Source organism: Arthrobacter sp. CAU 1506, from assembly GCF_005047635.1.
Lineage (GTDB): Bacteria > Actinomycetota > Actinomycetes > Actinomycetales > Micrococcaceae > Crystallibacter.
On record NZ_SUKC01000009.1, the window covers coordinates 1 to 18,638 of the forward strand.

Annotated in this window: 16 protein-coding genes and 1 pseudogene; 6 read left to right on the forward strand and 11 right to left on the reverse strand. The window is 66.4% G+C overall.

Features of this window, described 5'->3' with window-relative positions:
• Nucleotides 1-327, forward strand: a pseudogene (locus tag E4J89_RS19565) (hypothetical protein); the annotation flags it as partial.
• A 21-nt stretch (nucleotides 328-348) separates the two neighbouring features.
• On the opposite strand, the gene E4J89_RS11250 reads toward E4J89_RS19565, so the two are convergent.
• From E4J89_RS11250 to E4J89_RS11270, 5 genes are all read right to left on the reverse strand, one after another.
• Nucleotides 349-1,317, reverse strand: coding sequence for an AEC family transporter (locus E4J89_RS11250; RefSeq protein WP_136786242.1), 969 nt, complete (start codon nucleotides 1,315-1,317; stop codon nucleotides 349-351).
• Between the two features lie 120 nt (nucleotides 1,318-1,437).
• On the reverse strand, nucleotides 1,438-2,766 hold the full coding sequence (locus tag E4J89_RS11255) for an enolase C-terminal domain-like protein (RefSeq protein ID WP_136786243.1): 1,329 nt from the start codon (nucleotides 2,764-2,766) through the stop codon (nucleotides 1,438-1,440).
• Between the two features lie 3 nt (nucleotides 2,767-2,769).
• Nucleotides 2,770-4,377 carry an aldehyde dehydrogenase (NADP(+)) gene (locus E4J89_RS11260; protein WP_136786244.1) on the reverse strand — a complete coding sequence of 536 codons (1,608 nt, stop codon included), beginning with the start codon at nucleotides 4,375-4,377 and terminating at the stop codon, nucleotides 2,770-2,772.
• A 190-nt stretch (nucleotides 4,378-4,567) separates the two neighbouring features.
• A complete protein-coding gene (gene kdgD / locus E4J89_RS11265) occupies nucleotides 4,568-5,515 on the reverse strand; it encodes a 5-dehydro-4-deoxyglucarate dehydratase (RefSeq protein WP_136786245.1) in 948 nt (315 codons plus the stop codon).
• Between the two features lie 163 nt (nucleotides 5,516-5,678).
• Nucleotides 5,679-6,563 carry a LysR family transcriptional regulator gene (locus E4J89_RS11270; RefSeq protein WP_136786246.1) on the reverse strand — a complete coding sequence of 295 codons (885 nt, stop codon included), beginning with the start codon at nucleotides 6,561-6,563 and terminating at the stop codon, nucleotides 5,679-5,681.
• Nucleotides 6,564-6,722: 159 nt separating this feature from the next.
• On the opposite strand from E4J89_RS11270, the gene E4J89_RS11275 reads away from it, so the two are divergent.
• The 4 genes from E4J89_RS11275 (at nucleotide 6,723) to E4J89_RS11290 (ending at nucleotide 10,329) form a co-directional block, all read left to right on the forward strand.
• Nucleotides 6,723-7,724, forward strand: coding sequence for a tripartite tricarboxylate transporter substrate binding protein (locus E4J89_RS11275; RefSeq protein WP_136786247.1), 1,002 nt, complete (start codon nucleotides 6,723-6,725; stop codon nucleotides 7,722-7,724).
• A 48-nt stretch (nucleotides 7,725-7,772) separates the two neighbouring features.
• Nucleotides 7,773-8,324, forward strand: coding sequence for a tripartite tricarboxylate transporter TctB family protein (locus tag E4J89_RS11280; RefSeq protein ID WP_136786248.1), 552 nt, complete (start codon nucleotides 7,773-7,775; stop codon nucleotides 8,322-8,324).
• Nucleotides 8,325-8,410: 86 nt separating this feature from the next.
• Complete coding sequence (locus tag E4J89_RS11285; RefSeq protein WP_136786249.1) at nucleotides 8,411-9,937, forward strand: tripartite tricarboxylate transporter permease; 1,527 nt, start codon at nucleotides 8,411-8,413, stop codon at nucleotides 9,935-9,937.
• Complete coding sequence (locus E4J89_RS11290; RefSeq protein ID WP_136786250.1) at nucleotides 9,934-10,329, forward strand: universal stress protein; 396 nt, start codon at nucleotides 9,934-9,936, stop codon at nucleotides 10,327-10,329. The genes E4J89_RS11285 and E4J89_RS11290 overlap by 4 nt, the downstream gene beginning before the upstream one ends.
• 114 nt (nucleotides 10,330-10,443) lie before the next feature.
• On the opposite strand, the gene mqo is transcribed toward E4J89_RS11290, so the two are convergent.
• The 6 genes from mqo to E4J89_RS11320 form a co-directional block, all read right to left on the reverse strand.
• The gene (gene mqo, locus E4J89_RS11295) at nucleotides 10,444-11,937 is read right to left on the reverse strand and encodes a malate dehydrogenase (quinone) (protein WP_136786251.1); all 1,494 of its coding nucleotides are present in this window, start codon (nucleotides 11,935-11,937) and stop codon (nucleotides 10,444-10,446) included.
• Nucleotides 11,938-12,003: 66 nt separating this feature from the next.
• Nucleotides 12,004-12,699, reverse strand: a complete 696-nt coding sequence (locus tag E4J89_RS11300) for a FadR/GntR family transcriptional regulator (protein WP_136786252.1) — start codon at nucleotides 12,697-12,699, stop codon at nucleotides 12,004-12,006.
• Nucleotides 12,700-12,787: 88 nt separating this feature from the next.
• The gene (locus E4J89_RS11305) at nucleotides 12,788-13,921 is read right to left on the reverse strand and encodes a mandelate racemase/muconate lactonizing enzyme family protein (RefSeq protein ID WP_136786253.1); all 1,134 of its coding nucleotides are present in this window, start codon (nucleotides 13,919-13,921) and stop codon (nucleotides 12,788-12,790) included.
• A 75-nt stretch (nucleotides 13,922-13,996) separates the two neighbouring features.
• Nucleotides 13,997-14,980 carry a 2-hydroxyacid dehydrogenase gene (locus E4J89_RS11310; protein WP_136786254.1) on the reverse strand — a complete coding sequence of 328 codons (984 nt, stop codon included), beginning with the start codon at nucleotides 14,978-14,980 and terminating at the stop codon, nucleotides 13,997-13,999.
• A 138-nt stretch (nucleotides 14,981-15,118) separates the two neighbouring features.
• The gene (locus tag E4J89_RS11315; RefSeq protein ID WP_205754479.1) at nucleotides 15,119-15,382 is read right to left on the reverse strand and encodes a PLDc N-terminal domain-containing protein; all 264 of its coding nucleotides are present in this window, start codon (nucleotides 15,380-15,382) and stop codon (nucleotides 15,119-15,121) included.
• Between the two features lie 153 nt (nucleotides 15,383-15,535).
• Complete coding sequence (locus tag E4J89_RS11320; RefSeq protein WP_136786255.1) at nucleotides 15,536-16,105, reverse strand: DUF1697 domain-containing protein; 570 nt, start codon at nucleotides 16,103-16,105, stop codon at nucleotides 15,536-15,538.
• 574 nt (nucleotides 16,106-16,679) lie between these two features.
• Between E4J89_RS11320 and E4J89_RS11325 the strand changes: the two genes are divergently transcribed.
• Nucleotides 16,680-18,572 carry an Hsp70 family protein gene (locus E4J89_RS11325; protein ID WP_240691858.1) on the forward strand — a complete coding sequence of 631 codons (1,893 nt, stop codon included), beginning with the start codon at nucleotides 16,680-16,682 and terminating at the stop codon, nucleotides 18,570-18,572.
• The last annotated feature ends 66 nt before the right edge of the window (nucleotides 18,573-18,638 follow it).

An 18,638-nucleotide genomic window follows, 5' to 3' on the forward strand; every position in this document is an offset into this window, starting at 1 on the left:
AACCGGCCGCGGATTCGTCAATGGCGCCAATTATCGTACTCGTATTATGCTCAGAAGCGCCGTCAGAACGGCGGCCTGATCATGCATCGCAGCAGTGGAATTCACCACGAAACGCGGAGAGCCAGTTTCATCCCGCTACACATCAGCAGCATGCAGGCGGTGCTGCAAGGGGAGATGATCGCTGATCTCCGTCTAGTCACCGAACGTGGGCTGGCGGAGTATCTGGAGGACACCTTGGCCTCGAAGGAGGGCCTCCACCTGGATCTCGCCCTGGACTTGAAGGCGAACGGTGGACAAATGCCTGTCGGCTGCCCGTCGGCCGCCTGAGAGCGGCCCTCCGGCGCCGAGTTAGCCCAGCAGCAGGGCAACAAGCAGGACGGCGGGAAGCGAGAGTATTGAGCTGAGGAAGATGATGTCCCGCACCAGTGTGGACCGCATTCTGAACTGGCTGGCGAACAGGAACACGTTTTGCGCCGTGGGCAAGGCGGCCATGACCACCACTCCCAGCAGGGGCACGCCGTCCAGTTGGAAGATGAAGTGCCCAACCACCCAGGCGAGAACCGGCATCAGGATCAGCTTCACGGTGGTGCCCAGCGCCACGTCCGCGCGCAGGCTCCGCTGGGTCAGGGGCTTCTGCCCGTACAGGCTCATGCCGAACAGCATTAGCAGCAGGGGGATGGAAGCGTTGCCCACCATTTCAATCGGTGTCCAGAGCACCTCCGGAAGGTGCAGCCCGGTCAACGACATCAGCGCGCCGACGGCGGTGGCAACGGTAACGGGGTTGAGGATGGACCTCACCACGGTGCGCCACAGCGGGACAGTGGCGGGAGCAGCGCCGTCGGAAGACACCGGCTGGGCGGCCGCGGCCTTCCGTTGGCACCAAGCGAAAATGGACAAGTAGATCGGCGCGATGACCAGCAGTTGGGCCAGCAGCACCGAGACCACCGGGTCTGCGCTGCCCACCGCGTAGAGGGCGATGGGCACGCCGATGTTCCCTGCGTTCACGTAGGTGGAGGCCATGGCGCCGCCGGCCGTTTGTGCGGCTGAGCGCCGCAGCGCGAAGCGGCTGAACAGTGCGTAGACCGTGCCGGCAACAGCCGCCGTGATCAAGGCAATCGGGGTGTAGACGCCGATCACCGACGCGAGGTCCGTGTCCGCGAGCAACACCAGCATCAGCGCCGGATTCGTGATATAGAAAATTACCGGCGTGAGCCCGCGCTGCATCTCCGGCGCCTTTTGCGGCAAGATGGCGGCGGCCGCGAAGCCCACCGCCACGATCACCAGCACTATGCCGAAGCCGAGCAGCACTCCTTCCACGGAACCTCCTTCACATCACGTCAATGTCCGGCCGGCCAGGAGTGGCCGACCGGACAGAGCCTTGCACGGTAGAACGGAAAAATCCGCCCGCCCCGCGGTATGCGAAGCGGGCGGAAGGTCCTAGCGGACCAAGCAGGGGCGTTTGGGATCAAATTCCCAACCCTGCACCAGGTACTGCATGGAGACGGCGTCATCGCGCGCGCCGAGGCCGTGCTCCAGGTAGAGCGCGTTCGCTTCGGCCAGCCGATCGCGATCCAGTTCGACGCCCAGGCCCGGGGTCTGCGGGACCTCGATCTCCCCGTCGCGGATCTGCAGCGGCTGCTTGGTCAGGCCTTGGCCGTCCTGCCAGATCCAGTGCGTGTCCAGTGCGGTGATCTCGCCCGGGGCAGCCGCGCCAACCTGCGTGAACATGGCCAGCGAGATGTCGAAGTGGTTGTTCGAATGCGAGCCCCAGGTCAGGCCGAACTCGTTGCACAACTGTGCCACCCGGACGGAGCCGGCCATGGTCCAGAAGTGTGGATCGGCCAGCGGGATGTCGACGGCGTTGGTGCGCACCGCGTGGGCCATTTCGCGCCAGTCGGTGGCAATCATGTTCGTGGCGGTCTGCAGGCCGGTGGCCCGGCGGAACTCCGCCATCACCTCGCGGCCGGAGAACTTGCCTTCGGCGCCGCACGGGTCTTCGGCGTACGCCACCACACCCTGCATCCGCTTGCCCAGCCGGATGGCGTCCTGCAGCAGCCAGCCGCCGTTCGGATCCAGCGTGATGCGCGCGTCCGGAAAGCGCTGCTTGAGCGCGGTGACCGCGTCCACTTCCAGATCGCCGGCCTGGACGCCGCCCTTGAGCTTGAAGTCCTGGAAGCCGTAACGGGCCTGCGCGGCCTCGGCCAGGCGGACCACCGCCTCCGGCGTCATCGCCTCTTCCCGGCGGACGCGTTCCCAGTCGTCCGCGCCGTGCGGTTCGCGCAGGTACGGCAGGTCGGTGGCGTCGGGGTTGCCCACGTAGAACAGGTAGCCGAGCATCGGCACCGCGTCGCGCTGCCGCCCGTCGCCGAGCAGTTCGGCCACGGGCACGCCCAGGAACTGGCCGTGCAGATCCAGCAGCGCCGATTCGATGGCGGTCACGGCGTGCACGGTGGTGCGCAGGTCGAAGGTCTGCAGGCCGCGGCCGCCGGAGTCGCGGTCGGCGAAGGCAGCGGCGATTTCACGCAGCAGGCCACGGAAACGGGCCACCGGGCGGCCGGTGATCATGGCGCCGGCGTCCTCGATGGTGGCGCGGATCTTCTCGCCGCCGGGGACTTCGCCCAGGCCGGTGCGGCCGTCGGAATCGGTCACGATGACCACGTTCCGGGTGAAGAACGGACCGTGGGCGCCGGAGAGGTTCAGCAGCATCGAGTCATGCCCGGCGACCGGGACGACCTCGACGGCGGCAATCGTGGGTTGGTTGCTCATGCTTTACTCTCCTGCGCGTTCGATGGTGCCGTCGATGCGCCGGTTGAGCTGCCACGGGTTGGACTGCTGCAGCGGGGCCGGCAGCAGGGCGTCCGGGATGTTCTGGTACGCCACCGGGCGGAGGAACCGTTCGATCGCCAAGGTGCCCACCGACGTCGTGCGGGTGTCCGAGGTTGCCGGGAACGGCCCGCCGTGGACCATGGCGTGTCCCACTTCGACGCCGGTCGGCCAGCCGTTGGCCAGGATGCGGCCTGCCTTGCGCTCCAGGACCGGCAGGAGCGGGGCGACCGTGGCCTGGTCCTCATCGGTCATGTGCAGGGTGGCGGTCAGCTGGCCTTCCAGCCGCTTGGCGGCCGCGAGCAGGTCGTCCGTGGAGGTGTAGCGGACCATCAGCGATGCCGCGCCGAAGATTTCCTCGTGCAGCACGTTGTTGGAGAGGAACGTGGGGACGTCGGTGCCGAACACGGCCGGGGCCGGGGCGTTCTGCGTGGCTCCGTCCTGGCCGCGGGCCACCAGCTCCACACCATCCTGCTTGCCCAGCGAATCGACGCCGGCGGTCCAGGACTCAGCGATGCCGCGGGTCAGCATGGTTTGTCCGGCGGACGGGGCCATGGCGCGGTTCACGGCAGCGGCGAAGGCATCGCCGGTTTCGCCGGCGGGGACGAAGACCAGGCCCGGCGCGGTGCAGAGCTGGCCGCTGGAGCCGGTGACCGAGCCGACGTAGGCTGCGGCCAGCGCGTCCAGGTCGCCCTTGAGTGCGCCGTCGAAGAAGAACACCGGATTGATCGAGCTCATCTCGGCGTAGACCGGGATCGGTTCCGGGCGGGCGGCGGCGGTGGCCACCAGGGCGGTGCCGCCGGAGCGGGAGCCGGTGAAGCCGACGGCCTTGATCGCCGGGTCGGAGACCAGCGCCTGGCCGATGCTGGCTCCGGGACCGTAGATCAGCGAGAACACACCCGGGTGCAGGCCGCAGTCGCGCACTGCGTCGGCAATGGCATGGCCGACGATTTCGCTGGTGCCCGGGTGGGAGTTGTGGGCTTTGAAGACCACCGGGCAGCCCGCCGCCAAAGCCGAGGCGGTGTCGCCGCCGGCGGTGGAGAAGGCCAGCGGGAAGTTGCTGGCGCCAAAGACGGCGACCGGGCCAACCGGAACCTTGCGCTGACGGATGTCGGCGCGCGGCATCGGCTGGCGGTCCGGCTGGGCCGGGTCAATGCGGACACCGCGGTGGTCGCCCTGGCGCACTACCGACGCAAAGAGACGCAGTTGGCCTGTGGTGCGGCCGCGTTCACCGTTCAGCCGGGCAGCGGGGAGCCCGGTTTCGGCCATCGCCCGCTCAACCAGCTCTTCACCGACGGCTTCGATGTTGTCGGCGATCTTCTCGAGAAATGCGGCGTGTGTTTCCGGATCCAGCGAGCTGAAGGAATCGAAGGCTTCCTCGGCCGCGGCCGCGGCCGTGGCGGTGGCGAGCTGGGCTGCATCAATCAGGCTGTAGGCCGGTTCGAGCGTTTCGTTGGTGGCGGGGTCGAAGCCGTTGACGGTACCGCCGGTGCCGGTGACGGATTCACCGGCGATGATCGAATGGCCTGTCAGAGTTGTCTGAGTGGTGGGCATCGGGTGCTCCTTCTTTACTGCTTCTGTACTGCGGATGGTCGACGGTGGCTGAGGGCCGGAACGCGGCCGCCCGTCTCGGGCGACCGCGTTGGGCCAAGGGAGCCGCCCGTCTCGGGCGACCGCGTTGGGCCAAGGGAGCCGCCCGGGGTCCCCGTGCTGAGTTAAGTGAAGCCGGGGCAGGCGGCGAACGCTAGGCGTTCTGCAGGGCAGCGTCCGCCGGGCGGATGCCGGCCGCGTCGATCAGGGACGACAGGTCGGCGATGTCCTGCTCGGTCAAGTCCTGCAGCGGCGGACGGACCAGGCCACCGTCGCGGCCGACGGCCTTCAGGCCGCCCTTGACGATGGAGACACCATAGCCCTTGACCCGGTCGCGGATCTCCAGGTACGGAAGGACGAAGCGGTTGAGCTTCTCGGTCACGGCATCGCGGTCCTGATTGCGGACGTCGCGGTAGAAGTCCAGTGCGAACTCCGGCACGAAGTTGTACATGGCGGAGGAGTAGGTGCTCATGCCCAGCTGCAGCAGCGGCAGGGCGAAGGTCTCCGCGGTTGGCAGGCCGCCCAGGTAGAACAGCCGGTCGCCGTTCTTGGCGTACACCTTGGTGAGGTGTTCAATGTCGCCCAGGGCGTCCTTGAACCCGATGAAGTTCGGGTGCCGGTCGGCCAGTGCGGCCACGGTGTCCGCGGAGTAGATGGCGTTGGCGCGGTTGTAGACGATGACACCAACGTTGGTGGCGGCGCAGACGGCGGACACGTGGGCCAGCAGGCCGGCCTGATCGCATTCGGTCAGGTACGGCGGCAGCAGCAGCAGCCCTTCGGCGCCAGCAGCCTCGGCGTCCTTGGCGTTCTGGATCGCCTGGGCGGTGGAGCCGCCGGCGGAGGCAAGCACGGGAACCCGGCTGCCGGCTTCCTCCACGGCCATGCGCACCACGCGGGCGGCCTCGGCCGGGGTCAGGCTGAAGCCCTCGCCAGTGCCGCCGGCGGCAAACAGCCCGGCAACATCGAAGCTGGACTGCCACTCCAAGTGCTTACGGTAGGCAGCTTCGTCAATGTTCAGTTCCGCGTCAAAGGCAGTGACCGGGAAGGACAGCAGCCCGTCCTTGAGCTTGTCTGCGAGTTCTTGGGGCGTGTACTGAGCCACGTGCATCTTCCTTTGCGATGGTGCCGGTAGCGGCGGGGTTGACTGCGTTGGTTCCACCCTAGGAATCCCAGATGATGCCTGTCCAAGCCCACTTTTGTATGGATTGATGCACGAAGAGTATTGCGCAGCGGGGTCCCTGCCGCGGTCTCGGGTCCCGGCGCAGCTAGGCGGCTTTGGTCCAGACGCTGTCCAGCATCCTGCGTAGCGCAGGGTTGTGCGAGTTCCGGCTCCAGATGGCGTGCAGCTCCACCGAGTCCGGGGCCAGCCCGGGCAGGTGCAAGTAACTGACGCCCTCGACGCCCAACAGCTGGGCCGACTCGGGCACGAAGGCGACCCCGCGGCCGGCCGCGACCAGCGCCACCATGGTGAGGATCTGGCTGACGGTGTGAACCACGTTGCCGTGCTCGATCGGTAGCTGGCGCACCACCAGATCGTAGAAATAGCGCGCCTTGATCGGTGAATGCATGATCAGCGGAACGTCCTTCAGGTCTGCCATGGCCAGCGGGCGGGCGAGCCGGTCCAGAGGATGTCCGCTGGGAACCGCCAGCATGAGGTTCTCCGAGAGCAGGAGGTGCGATTCGAATAGGTCCGTATCAAAGGGCGGTCGGGCCAGGCCCAGGTCGAGGTCGCCGTCCATGATGGCCCGGATTTGTTCTCCCGTCACCAGTTCTTCGAGTACGACGTCGACATCGGGCAGCTCCTGTGTAATTTCGTCGAGCAAAGAGCCGAGCAGGCTGAAAGCGGTGGCGGCCGTGAAGCCAATGCGTATTTCACCTGCCCGGCCGGCAGCAATGCGGCGCGCCGTTCGGGGCGCACGGTCGGCGGACACTACTAGCTTCCGCGCCTCCGCGAGAAAGGCGTGCCCGGCTGCGGTCAGCGCTACCTTGCGGTTGTCCCGTTCCAGAAGTTCCACGCCAATACTGCGCTCCAGTTTCTGGATCTGCCGGCTCAGTGGCGGCTGGGTCATGCTCAGCCGCTCAGCGGCTCTTCCGAAATGCAGTTCTTCGGCGACCGCGATGAAACTGCGTGCCTGGTCCAGAGTGAACATGATGCCTTTCAAGTATCATTCAATGCACGAATGGGCTTGGACATGCATCATAGTCTTTTTCTAAGCTCGATGACCGAGCCACGAGTGACCTGCTTCATATGAGCCGTGTCACGGCTGAGAACCGTCGAACATCGCTGTTCATCGAGCAAGGAGCCCGAAGTGAAAGCACTCTCCATCCGCCGGACCGTCCTCGGTCTGACCGCTGCCTCTGCTGCGCTTGCGTTGACCGCTTGCGGCGGCAACGTGGGCGGCGCAGCCTCCGACGGCGGAGAATTCCCCGCCGGTCCGATCACCCTGACCGTCGGCCAGGCTCCGGGCGGGTCGACTGACCTGATCGCGCGCACCGCGGCCGAAGGCATGGCGGACGAACTCGGCGTCGCGGTTCCGGTGGTGAACAAGCCCGGTGCCAACGGCGCCCTGGCAACCCAGGAAGTCGCGGCAATGGAGCCTGATGGACAGAACCTCGTCCTGCTGAATGCCTCGCTGATCACCATCACTCCGCTGGCGGTGTCTGAAGAAGAAGCCGTCACGCTGGACGATCTGGAGGTCATCAAGGGTCTGTCACAGGACGACTACGTGCTGGTGGCCAGCGCCGACTCCGGTTTTGAAAACCTGGACGACATCAAGAACAGCTCCAAGAAGCTGACCTTCGGCACCACCGGCGTGGGCACCGGCTCGCAGCTTTCGCAGGCCATTCTGTTCGCCCAGGCGGAAATCAAGGGCACCGCGGTGCCGTTCGATTCGGGTTCGCCCGCGCTGACCGCGGTCATGGGCAACCAGGTCCAATTGGCCACCATCCAGCTCGGCGAAGCCAAGCCGCAGATCGACGCCGGCACCGTCAAGCCGATCGTCGTCTTCTCCGACGAGCGGAACACCTTCCTGCCGGACGTCCCCACCGCCATTGAAGAGGGCTACGAGGTCCCGGTGTCCCAGTACCGCGCCCTGGCTGCGCCGAAGGGACTGCCCGCGGATGTGAAGGAGAAGCTGGTTGCGTCCGTCGAGGCCGCCCAGGCCACAGACACCTACAAGGCGTTCAACGAGAAGAACATGCTGACCCCCAAGGAGATCTCCGGCGAGGAAGTCGTCCAGCAGTGGAACGACTTGGCTGCCAAGTACAAGGAGCTCACCGAGAAGTACGACATCTCGCTGGCCGGCGAGTAGCACTACCCACGTAAGGCCGACCGGCCTTCACAGCGAATCGAGTTAACCATGACGCCCCACCGCGAGAAGCCAGCAGAAGGCAGTGAGTCAGTCGACGTCATCGACGACGACCTGACGCCGGAGCAACTGGCCGCCCAATGGCAGGCCGAGGCCCCGCCGCCGGCAGGACCGATTGCCAACCTCGCCGCATCCCTCGTGGTGCTCGCGCTGGGTGTGGCGGGGCTCGTCATGTCGATCGGCCTGGGGCTGGGAACTCCCTCCCAGCCCCGGCCCGGAATGTGGCCGTTCGTGGTCAGCCTGGTCATCGCCGTCCTCGCGCTCGCCCAACTGATTGTTGGGCGACGCGGAGGCCGCGACGGCGAGAAATTCTCCAAACTGTCCTGGCTGGCGGCCATCGGTTTCGCGACCCTGTTGGCGATGGTCTGGCTGATGCCGGTCATCGGTTTCGAGATCCCCGCCTTGCTTCTCTGCTTGGTCTGGATGAAGTTCCTCGGCGGGGAAACCTGGCGCGGAGCCATCCTGTACTCCCTGCTGGTTGTCGCAGCCTTCTACGGCATCTTCATCCTGGCCTTGGGAACCTCGATTCCCCACCTGTTCTAGCGGGCTGTGCGCTCCCGCCGTGTTGGCTTCGCAGCCGCCGGTGGGACCCTCGACCCACCCTTGCCCCCTGATCCAAAGGTCTTCGCATGGATTTCCTGCAACCGGTCATCGACGGCTTCGGCGTCGTCCTCATGCCCTCCAACCTGCTGTACTGCCTGCTGGGTGTTGTCATCGGCATGCTCATCGGCGTCCTGCCGGGCCTCGGTCCGGCAGCGACCATCGCCATCCTGCTGCCGCTGACGTACGGCATTGAGCCCGTCACCGCCATCATCATGCTGGCCGGCATCTTCTACGGTGCGCAGTATGGCGGCACCATCACCTCGGTGCTGCTGCGGCTGCCGGGCGAGGCCAGTTCCGTGGTCACCGTTTTCGACGGCTACCAGCTTGCCCGAAAGGGCAAAGCCGGAACAGCGCTGGGAATTGCAGCCATCGGCTCCTTCATCGGCGGCACGGTGGCCATCATCGGACTGACGTTCCTGGCCCCGCTGGTGGCCAGCTTCGCCCTCGACTTCGGGCCCCCGGAGTACGCCGCACTGGCCCTGGTCGGCATTCTGCTGGTGGCCACCATCAGCAACGGCGCCAAGATCAAGGCCCTGATTGCGGCCGCATTCGGTTTGTTGCTCGCCACTGTGGGACGCGATGTCTTCACGGGCGCCGAACGCTTCACGTTCGGCAACCTGAGCCTGGCCGACGGCATTGACTTCGTCCCGGTGGCCATGGGCCTGTTCGGTGTCGGAGAGATTCTCTACAACCTGGAAGAACGCCACCGCGTGGCCCAGGCGCCGGCAACCGTGGCCAACGTGTGGCCGTCCAGGAAGGACCTCAAGCAGTCCGCCGGTGCCATTGGGCGCGGCTCGGTGCTGGGCTTCTTCCTGGGCATCCTGCCCGGCGGCGGTGCCACCATCTCCTCGCTCGCTGCCTATGCGGTGGAGAAGAAGCGCGCCAAGAACCCGGAGCGTTTCGGCAAGGGCGCCGTCGAAGGCGTTGCCGGCCCCGAAACCGCCAACAACGCCGCGGCCACCAGTTCCTTCATTCCGCTGCTGACCTTGGGCATCCCCGCCAACGCCACCATGGCCATCATCTTCGGCGCACTGCTCATCCAGGGCGTAACCCCGGGACCGCAGCTGATGGTCGACAACCCGGACCTGTTCTGGGGTGTGGTCAACTCCATGTACATCGGCAATATCCTGCTGCTGATCATGTCCATTCCGCTGGTCGGTCTTTTCGTCCGCATCCTGCGGGTACGTGCCGCCATCCTGGCGCCGATTACCGCCCTGATTACCCTGCTGGGCGCCTACACCATCCGCAACTCGATGTTCGATGTGCTGCTGGTGGTGCTCTTTGGCGCCGTCGGCTACCTGATGAAGAAGTTCGGCTTCGAGCCCGGGCCGCTGGTGCTGGCCTTCGTGTTGGGCGCCCTGTTGGAGTCGAGCCTGCGGCGTTCGCTGCTAGTGCTCGATGGCGATGTCGCCGGATTCATGGGCCGCCCGATCTCCGCCACGTTGCTGGTGGTCTTCGTGCTGGTCGCCGTCTGGCCAATGGTCAAGTCAGCCATGGATCGCCGGAAGAACTCCCTGACCTCTTCCCCCACCACATCTAAGGAGAACGTATGAGCATCCTGGTCGGTTATGTACCCACCCCGGTCGGCGAGGCGGCCGTGTCCGCCGGGATCGCGGAAGCCAAGCTCCGCGGCGAAGAGTTGCTGATCGTCAACTCCACCCGGGAAGGGGCCCTGGTCGACAAGACCGTCGCTTCCGAGAACGACATCCTGCGGCTGAAGTCGGCAGCCGAGACCGCCGGCGTGACCGCCGAAGTGTTGCGCCCGACGCACCGCGACGACCTGGCCGAGGAGATCCTTGAGCTGGCCCGCGAACGCGAGGTCTCCCTGATTGTCATCGGCCTGCGCCAGCGCAGCCAGGTAGGCAAGTTCATCATGGGGTCGCACGCCCAGCGCATCCTGCTGCAGGCCGACCGGCCGGTGCTGGCAGTGAAGGCCGCCGACTAGCCCATCGGGCTGACATTCCAACAAGAAAATACACGAAGCGGCAGCAGGCACCAGCCAGCTGCCGCTTCGGCGTTCGCCGCGGTGCGCCCGTCCGGATTCAGCTCCCCGCCGGGCTCAGCGTCCAGCGGTGACGTCCAACCCCAAAATGCGGCGGGCCCGTTCGCTGTCGCTGGAACGGAAGCCCGAGGGCGCTCGCTGCCCGTCCAGTGCGGGCATCAAGCCGCGCAATGTCCGCTGCCAACCCTCGAAACGCGTCGGGAAGCAGGCGCGGAGGACTTCCAGCAAGATCGAAACCGAGGCCGAGGCGCCGGGCGAGGCACCCAGCAGGCCAGCCAGTGTGCCGCCCGCGCTGACAACAACTTCCGTGCCAAAGCCTGTGATCGACCCGTGGCCGCCCACCCGCTTGACGGTCTGCACGCGTTGGCCCGCAGTCAACAACTCCCAATCGGCCCCGTCGGCTTGCGGAACAAACTCCCGCAATGCCGCCAGTCGCCCGTCGACGGACTGCAGGATCTGCCGGACCAAGTAGCTGACCAGGGACGCATTGGTCCCGGCTGCCGATAGCAACGTACCCAGGTTCCCGGGAGTGACAGAACGCGGTAGGTCGCTTAGGGCACCCGTCTTGAGGAAGCGTGGCGAAAAGGCCGCGAACGGGCCGAATAGCAGATACTCCCGGCCGCCGACGATCCGCAGATCCAGGTGCGGCACGGACACCGACGGCGTCCCGGACGCCGCGTGCCCGTAGACCTTGGCGCGGTGCCGGGACACCAGCGCCGGATTGTCGGTGCGCAGGAACCGGCCGCTGATGGGGAAGCCGGCGTAGCCCCGGATCTCCGGGATTCCGGCCTTCTGGAGCAGCGGGAGCGTCCCGCCGCCGGCACCGACGAACACGTGCTTGGCCCGCAGGCGCCTGTGTCCGGAGGGGGTCTCGACGTCGAGCATCCAGTGCTGACCCGCCTGCCGAAGATTGGTCACCCGGTGGCGGTACCCCACCAGGCACCCGCTCTCGGAGAGGGCAGTGGCCAGCCGGGCGGCGATGGCCCCGTAGTTCACGTCCGTTCCGCCGGCATTTCGGGTGACCGCAACCGCTGGTCCGGACTGGCGGTCGGCGAACATCAGCGGAAGCCACTGGGCCAGCTGCTCCGGGACGTCGCTGTAAACGGTGCCGTCAAACAGCGGGTGGCCGGACAATGCGCGGTGCCGCGCGCGGAGATAGTCCACGCCGTCAGCGCCGCGCGCGAAGCCGAAGTGCGGCACCGTGCGGATGAAGCTCGCAGGTTCCGTGAGGTGCCCGGTTTCCACCAGATGGGCCCAGTACTGCAGCGAGGCCTGGAACTGTTCATTGATGCTGATGGCGCTGCCAGGGTCCACGCTGCCATCCGGACGCCGCGGCGTGTAGTTGAACTCGCACAGGCCGGCGTGGCCGGTGCCGGCGTTGTTCCATGGATGGGAACTTTCCAGCCCGGCCTCGCCCAGTCCTTCGAGCAGGGCGATGCTCCACGTCGGTTCCAGCTCGTTGAGTAGGGCGCCGAGCGTGGTGCTCATGATGCCCGCCCCAATCAGGACGACGTCGAACTCCTCGGCCGGGGAACCGGCGGATCCTGTCATGGCTGCCTTTCTAAGAGCGGAGGATGGGGCGGGCCCAGCAGATGGGCACCAGGATTTCGGGCCGCGTCAGTGTCCCGATTCGCGCTCCAGCCGGTGCCGCGAGTTGACCAGGTGGGTGCGCATCGCGGCGGCGGCTGCCATCGCATCGCCGGACTCGACGGCGGACAGCACCGCCGCATGCTCGGCGGCTACCTCGGCAAGACGGGTGGTCTCGCCTTCGTCCGCGCTGGTCTCCAACCGGTAGCGGGGCATGGCAATCATGGCCGGACCGAGCGCCGCAATCGCATCCTGCAGGTAGGGGTTGCCGCTGGCCTCGGCGACGGTCCGGTGGAACTCGAAGTCGTGGGCCAGTGCCGCGGCCGGGTTGGAGCCGGAACGGGAGAAATCAGCGTTTGCGGAGCGCAGGGCTGCCACCTGATGATCGGTCCGCCGGACGGCGGCCAAGGCTGCGGCTTCGCTCTCCACACCGGTGCGGAATTCCACCAGTGCGCGCCGATCCTGCAGGGTCCGCACCGGACGGGTGGTCCGCGATGCGTCCGGCTCCACCGGCGGGGTCAGGGCAAAGCTGCCGCTGCCGCGCCGGGTATGCACCAGCCCCTCGGCCTGCAGCCGCGTGATGGCCTCGCGCACCACCGTACGGCTCACCCCGTGCTCGGCGATCAGCGTGCTCTCACTGGGCAGCTTGTCGCCCGGGGCGATCTCGCCGTCGACAATCCGCCGGCGCAACTCGTCGACCAGGGTTGTTGTCAGATTCGGTTTCATCGCTCCCGTATCTTTCGTTCTGAGAAATGGAGGAACGACGGCGGTGCGGGGCACCGCCGTCGTTATGTGGACCAAGCGCGGGGCAGGGTCAGGCGCGGCCGAACTCCACGCTGTCCGTGGTCCAGGCCCGGGCCTGATCGCTGAAGGTGAAGCCGAGGCCGGGGCGGTCCGGAACGATCATCCGGCCGTCGCGGGTCTCCAGGCGCTCATTGAAGAGCGGATCGAGCCAATCGAAATGCTCCACCCACGGCTCGCGCGGGTAGGTGGCGGCCAGGTGCAGGTGGATCTCCATGGCGAAGTGCGGGGCCAGGTCCAGCCCGGCCTTGTCCGCCAGCGTGGCCAGCCGGAGGAACTGGGTGATGCCGCCGACGCGCGGCGCATCAGGCTGGATGATGTCGCAGGCGCGGGCGGCGATCAGCCGTTCGTGCTCGGCGACCGAGGCCAGCATTTCGCCGGTCGCAATCGGCGTGTCCAAAGCGGCGGCAAGGGCGGCGTGGCCCTCGGCGTCGTAGGCGTCCAGCGGCTCTTCGATCCAGACCAGGTCGAACTGCTCCAGGCGGCGTCCCATGCGCAGGGCCGTGGCGCGGTCCCACTGCTGGTTGGCATCCACCATCAGCGGCACGTCGTCGCCAATGTGCTCGCGGACGGCTGCAACACGGCGCAGGTCCTCCGCGGTGTCGGGCAGGCCGACCTTGATCTTGATGCCGCCGATGCCTTCCTCGATCGAGCGGCTGGCACGCTCCTTGACCTCCTCGATGGAGGCGTTCAGGAAGCCGCCGGAGGTGTTGTAGGTCCGGACCGAATCCCGGTGCGCGCCCAGGAACTTGGCCAGCGGCAGGCCGGCCCGCTTGGCCTTGAGGTCATACAGCGCAATGTCCAGGGCGGCCAAGGCCTGGGTGGCGACGCCGGAGCGGCCCACCGAGGCGCCGGCCCAGAGCAGCTTGTTGTAGAGCTTGGCGATGTCGTTGGGGTCCTCGCCGATCATCGTCTCGGCGACTTCCTTGGCGTGGGCGTACTGGGCGGGGCCGCCGGCGCGCTTGGAGTAGCTGAAGCCCAGGCCCTGGTGGCCCTGTTCGGTGGTGATCTCGGCAAACAGGAAGACCACCTCGGTCATCGGCTTCTGGCGCCCGGTGAAGACCTTGGCGTCGGAAATCGGGGTGGCCAGCGGCAACGTGGCGGTAGAAAGCTTGACGTGCCGGATGGCATCGGGTGTGTAGGGCATGGCGATCCTTACGCGGGATGTGCAGATTAACTCATCCTACAAGTATCGAACTTGTCCTACAAGTACTGTCCGCGGTCAGCTCACCGGGGTCACCAGCGAGCCTTGGTGCAGGTAGCTGCGCAGGTTTTCCAGCGTCAACGCGGCCATGTCGGCACGGGTCTCGTGTGTTCCGCTGCCGATGTGGGGGAGCAGGACTACGTTCTCCAGTCCGAACAACTCGGCGGGGACGTGCGGTTCGGACGCAAAAACATCCAGTCCGGCACCGGCCAAGCGGCCCTCCACCAAGTCGGAGACCAAGGCTTGTTCGTCCACTACAGTGCCTCGAGCAATGTTCACTAGATAGCCGTCCGAACCGAGCTTGGCCAGCACGTCGGCGTCGACCAAGCGTGCCGTCGCGGGGCCGCCGGCCGTGGCGACGACCAGCACCTCCACCGCTTCAGCCAGTGCGGCCGGCGAGTCGTGGTAAGTGAAGCCGGAGCCTTCGACTGCACGGCGGTTGTGATAGTGGATCTCGCAGCCGAAGGCCTGCAGCCGCTTGGCGATTGCCTTTCCGATGCGGCCCAGGCCGAGGATACCGACCTTTTTGCCGGAGGCACGGACGGCCAGGGGGTACGACGGAGTTGACTCCCATTCGCCCCTGCGGACAAATCGGTCTGCTGCGGTGGTCTGGCGCAGCACATCCAGGTAGAGCGCCAGCGCCGTGTCGGCCACGCAGTCGGTGAGCACATCCGGTGTGTTGCTGATGGCGATACCACGTTCCTTCGCCTGCTTGACGTCGCTGGCATCGTAGCCAACGCCGAAGTTCACGATGGCCTCAAGATTCGGGAGTTGCCGCATCAGGTCGGTATCCACTCCGACCCGGCCGGAACAGACCGCCACACGAACGCCGTCGGCGTGCTGCAGCAGGAATTCTGCGCGCTCCGGGCCGTCCGGGAGCTGCAGGGCGCCGAACTCGCTGGCCAAGGTAGCAGCCACGGCAGGGTTCACCGGCCCGACCTGGAGAATCTGATGCGCGGGGCGGGCGGGGCTTGTCGACTCTGCGGCTGTGTAGACGGTCATAGTGGAAACAGTAGGAAAGCGGCCGACTCCCGTCCAACACGCAGATGGCATGGTTCGATACCCCGCAGGCATGGCGGAGTCTTTGGCCCGCACGGTCCCGACGCCGCGATCTGGTCCGGAAGTCCCTCCTTGGAACCTTCAGGGTGCAGATGGGCGTGTTGCTTGGTTTGCGGGAGCAAGATCACGCCGCGGCAAACCGGTGGCCGACCAGCGCGATGCGGTAAGGAACCAGACCAGCGCGCCGAGAAGTGGCAGCGCCAGCACCAGCAGGGACCAGCCCGCTTGAGCTGAGCGCTGCCGGTTGCTCCGCCAAATGCTGACCAGCGCGCCGGCCGCCAAAAGAAGGGCAAACGGGCCGGCGCAGACAAGCGCCGAAATCCACGTGACTGAATCGAACAGCAAAAGGCCCCCCTCCCTGTAAAGCCCGTAGCCGGTTGCGGCGGCTTTGGACTGCCTGCTACGAGTCTAGGAGCGTGACCCTGCGGCGGGCTATCCACCGAGAGGATGAATTCCGCTCGGGCGCCTCCGCCCGGGGTAGCAGGCATCGGGTGCGCCTTAACTTTGCGGCGGGAACTTCGCCAACACCTTGTGCATCGTGTTGAGGTTCCTGGTGGTGGTCAGCGGCTTGTACCTCGGCTTGGCCAGGTGCTTGGAAAGATTCGACTCCAGGGTGCTTCCTTTGGGGACTTCCCAGTACAGGACGTCCCCGCCGGCTGCGGCGCGCTCTTCGGGTGAAAGCCCGGGGTTGTCCTCGAGCATCTGCTTCACCACGTCCGGGCCGGTAGTGATCACTGCATAGGCATGCCGGAGGACTCCGTCGTCGGCCGGGGTGAAAGGATAGCCGTCGATGATGGCCGCCACTTGCTCCCGGTTCTTGACGATGACCCAGGCGTCGTAACCGAAAGCTGCGCGCAATGTGGCCTGGACGCTTTCCTTGACGGCTGCCGGATCAGCGGTCTCGGCACGGAGTACCACGTTGCCAGACGCCAGAACCGTTTGGACCTCGGCAAAGCCGGCATCGGAGAGAGCGCGGCACAAATCCTTCATCGCAATTCGAATCCCGCCGACATTGATCCCCCGCAGGAAGACCGCAAAGGTGTGGGAAGCCCGGGTTGTGACAGACATATTTTTATTCTGCACTGTGGGACTCGGGGCCGCCCGTTTTTGCTTGTATGCAGCAGGTGTAATCGGTTGACCGGACCACCTTGAGAAGAATGCAGTCCCGCAGATGCGCGTATCGGCATATGTACTAAGGGTGCCTTGCAATCACTCCTGTTTTTGAAGGCCTAAAAGCAACCTTTAACCACTCTCAGAGTGAACCATTAACCAATTCATGCGTGCCCGAAGCCGGGGTTTGAAGCGTGAAATGTCCCTTGTTTTACCCCCGAAGCGCTCCTACGCTGAACCATGTTGGAACGGCATCGGGAAGCATGCCGCACCTAATTCTTGGGCACTGCGGCTGACAGCTGAAGGTGTCACTTCAGAGCCTGATGGACACGGGCGGGCATCCGGCCGGCGGGGGAAGCAGAGCGTGGCTCTGGACAGTATGAAAGCGGTGGGGGACGTTCCTCGCTGGGCGTCCAATGGGGGATTCATGGCCTATGTACTGAGTGTCGATGTCGGCACAAGTTTTACGGCAGCAGCGACTGTCCATTACGGGGAAGGGGATCCTGACGCTCAGCAGCCGCAGCCTGTCGGCTTGGGCTCGCGTGCGGCGGCCGTGCCGTCGGTCATCTACCTAGGCGAGGACGGTACCGTCCTGGTCGGTGAGGCCGCCGAGAGACGGGGCACCAGTTCGCCTGAGCGGGTGGTTCGCGAATTCAAGCGGCGGATCGGTGACGCTGTGCCGATCATGGTGGGGGACCTGTTCGTCACCCCGGAGAGCGTTTTTGCCACAGTCGTCGGGTGGGTCGTGGACCGGACTCAAGAGCGGGAAGGCCAGGCCCCGGAATGCGTAGTGGTGTCCCATCCTGCCAGCTGGGGCGACTACAAGATCGGACTGATCCGGGAGGCACTGGCCGCCGTCGGACTGGCCAACGTGACACTGCTGAGCGAGCCTGAAGCGGCCGCCTTGCATTACGGCTCGCAAACACGGGTGCCGGCCGGGAGCCTGATCGCGGTCTACGACTTCGGCGGCGGGACCTTTGATGCCGCCGTTCTGCGCAAGGACGACACCTCTTCGTTCACCCTGCTGGGCAGGCCCGAAGGGCTGGACCGCGTGGGCGGAGCGGATGTTGACGACCTCGTCTTCGACCACGTCGCGGCCAGCCTGGACGGCGGACTGAGCCGCGTAGACCTGAGTGCACCGCAGGCTCGGGTGGCGCTGGGCCGAATCAGGCGCGAATGCGTCGAAGCCAAGGAGGCTCTTTCGGCGGATTCCGAGGCGACCATCCCGGTCTTGCTGCCGGAAGTGCAGACTGGTATCCGGTTGGTGCGGACGGAGTTCGAAGGCCTGATAGAGCCCGTGGTGCGCGATACTGTCGGTTCCCTGAACCGGGCGCTGGAGGCAGCGAACGTTACCGCCGACGACCTGACCGCGGTTTTGCTGACCGGCGGCTCGTCCCGGATTCCGTTGGTCGCCCAGATGCTGTCAGCCACGTTGGGACGGCCCATCGCGAAAGACACGGATCCTAAGGCTTCGATTAGCTTGGGTGCCGCCTACTTCGTGGCCCGGAACCAGCAGGCGCTGGCCAACGAGCAGGCTCTGGCCCTGGAGCAAGCGCTGGCCCACTCGCACAGTACCCAAACGCTGGCAACCAGCAAGGTGAGCGGACGGGAGCTCTCGCCCGAAGGTATTCCCGCCCCAGTCGGGCAGCCGATCACCGGCGAGGAGACCACCCGTCGGCACGCCTTCTCCGTGCGCGCGGCCGCCGTGACGGTGGCTGTGGCAACCTTGACGGCGCTGACCGCCACGGCAGCCCAGAGTCCCCAAGATTTCGGTCTGTTCGGCTCATTGCCGGGTATCGCCCAAGGCAATGCCGCGGAACGGAACAGCTACATGCCCGGCGGTGCTGCCCAGCAAAGCGATGGCGCCGGGCCGGCCAACTCCGTCATGGCAGCAGAACCGGTCCAGCCCGGCATGAGTCCCGTTGTTTCCTGGGACACCCCGGACGCAAAGGCGGCCGACAAGGCAGGCCAGGGCGGCGCCGACGGCACACCCACGTCCGGCGCCCCGGGGAACGCCCCGCAGGATCAGACCGCGCGAACATCACCCACCACGCCGGACGGCACACCGTCGACCGGTGGCGGCGGCACGCCTACCGGTGCCCCCGGCACGCCGTCCGATCCCGGCGCCAACAGTGGCACCGGCACACCCGCTCCGGCAAATCCTGGAACCCCGGCACCGACCCAACCAGCACAACCGAGTCCGGCGCCCGCACCGTCCACCCCCGTGCCGGAGCCTGTAGTTACCCCGGAACCGACAACCGAGCCCGAACCCCAGCCGGCGGAGACACCTCCTGCCGCCGAACCGACGCCGTCCGAATCGGCCGTCGAGGCCCCGCCAGCCGACGCCCCGACATCTCCGGCTTCGACCGGCCCGGAGCAGCCAGTCATCCCGGCGCCCGAGCCCACTGCTTCGGTGCCGGCATGACGGCTGCGAGACACAGCCACGTGGCCGCTGGGCGAGGGCTGGTGAACCGGAAAGCCGCACAATTGT

Coding starts and splice junctions, on each gene's coding strand:
- E4J89_RS11285 (WP_136786249.1), top strand. CDS start 8,411: ATGGATTTCCTGCAACCGGTCATCGACGGCTTCGGCGTCGTCCTCATG.
- E4J89_RS11280 (WP_136786248.1), top strand. CDS start 7,773: ATGACGCCCCACCGCGAGAAGCCAGCAGAAGGCAGTGAGTCAGTCGAC.
- E4J89_RS11255 (WP_136786243.1), bottom strand. CDS start 2,766: ATGAGCAACCAACCCACGATTGCCGCCGTCGAGGTCGTCCCGGTCGCC.
- E4J89_RS11310 (WP_136786254.1), bottom strand. CDS start 14,980: ATGACCGTCTACACAGCCGCAGAGTCGACAAGCCCCGCCCGCCCCGCG.
- E4J89_RS11305 (WP_136786253.1), bottom strand. CDS start 13,921: ATGCCCTACACACCCGATGCCATCCGGCACGTCAAGCTTTCTACCGCC.
- E4J89_RS11320 (WP_136786255.1), bottom strand. CDS start 16,105: ATGTCTGTCACAACCCGGGCTTCCCACACCTTTGCGGTCTTCCTGCGG.
- mqo (WP_136786251.1), bottom strand. CDS start 11,937: ATGACAGGATCCGCCGGTTCCCCGGCCGAGGAGTTCGACGTCGTCCTG.
- E4J89_RS11260 (WP_136786244.1), bottom strand. CDS start 4,377: ATGCCCACCACTCAGACAACTCTGACAGGCCATTCGATCATCGCCGGT.
- E4J89_RS11300 (WP_136786252.1), bottom strand. CDS start 12,699: ATGAAACCGAATCTGACAACAACCCTGGTCGACGAGTTGCGCCGGCGG.
- E4J89_RS11270 (WP_136786246.1), bottom strand. CDS start 6,563: ATGTTCACTCTGGACCAGGCACGCAGTTTCATCGCGGTCGCCGAAGAA.
- E4J89_RS11290 (WP_136786250.1), top strand. CDS start 9,934: ATGAGCATCCTGGTCGGTTATGTACCCACCCCGGTCGGCGAGGCGGCC.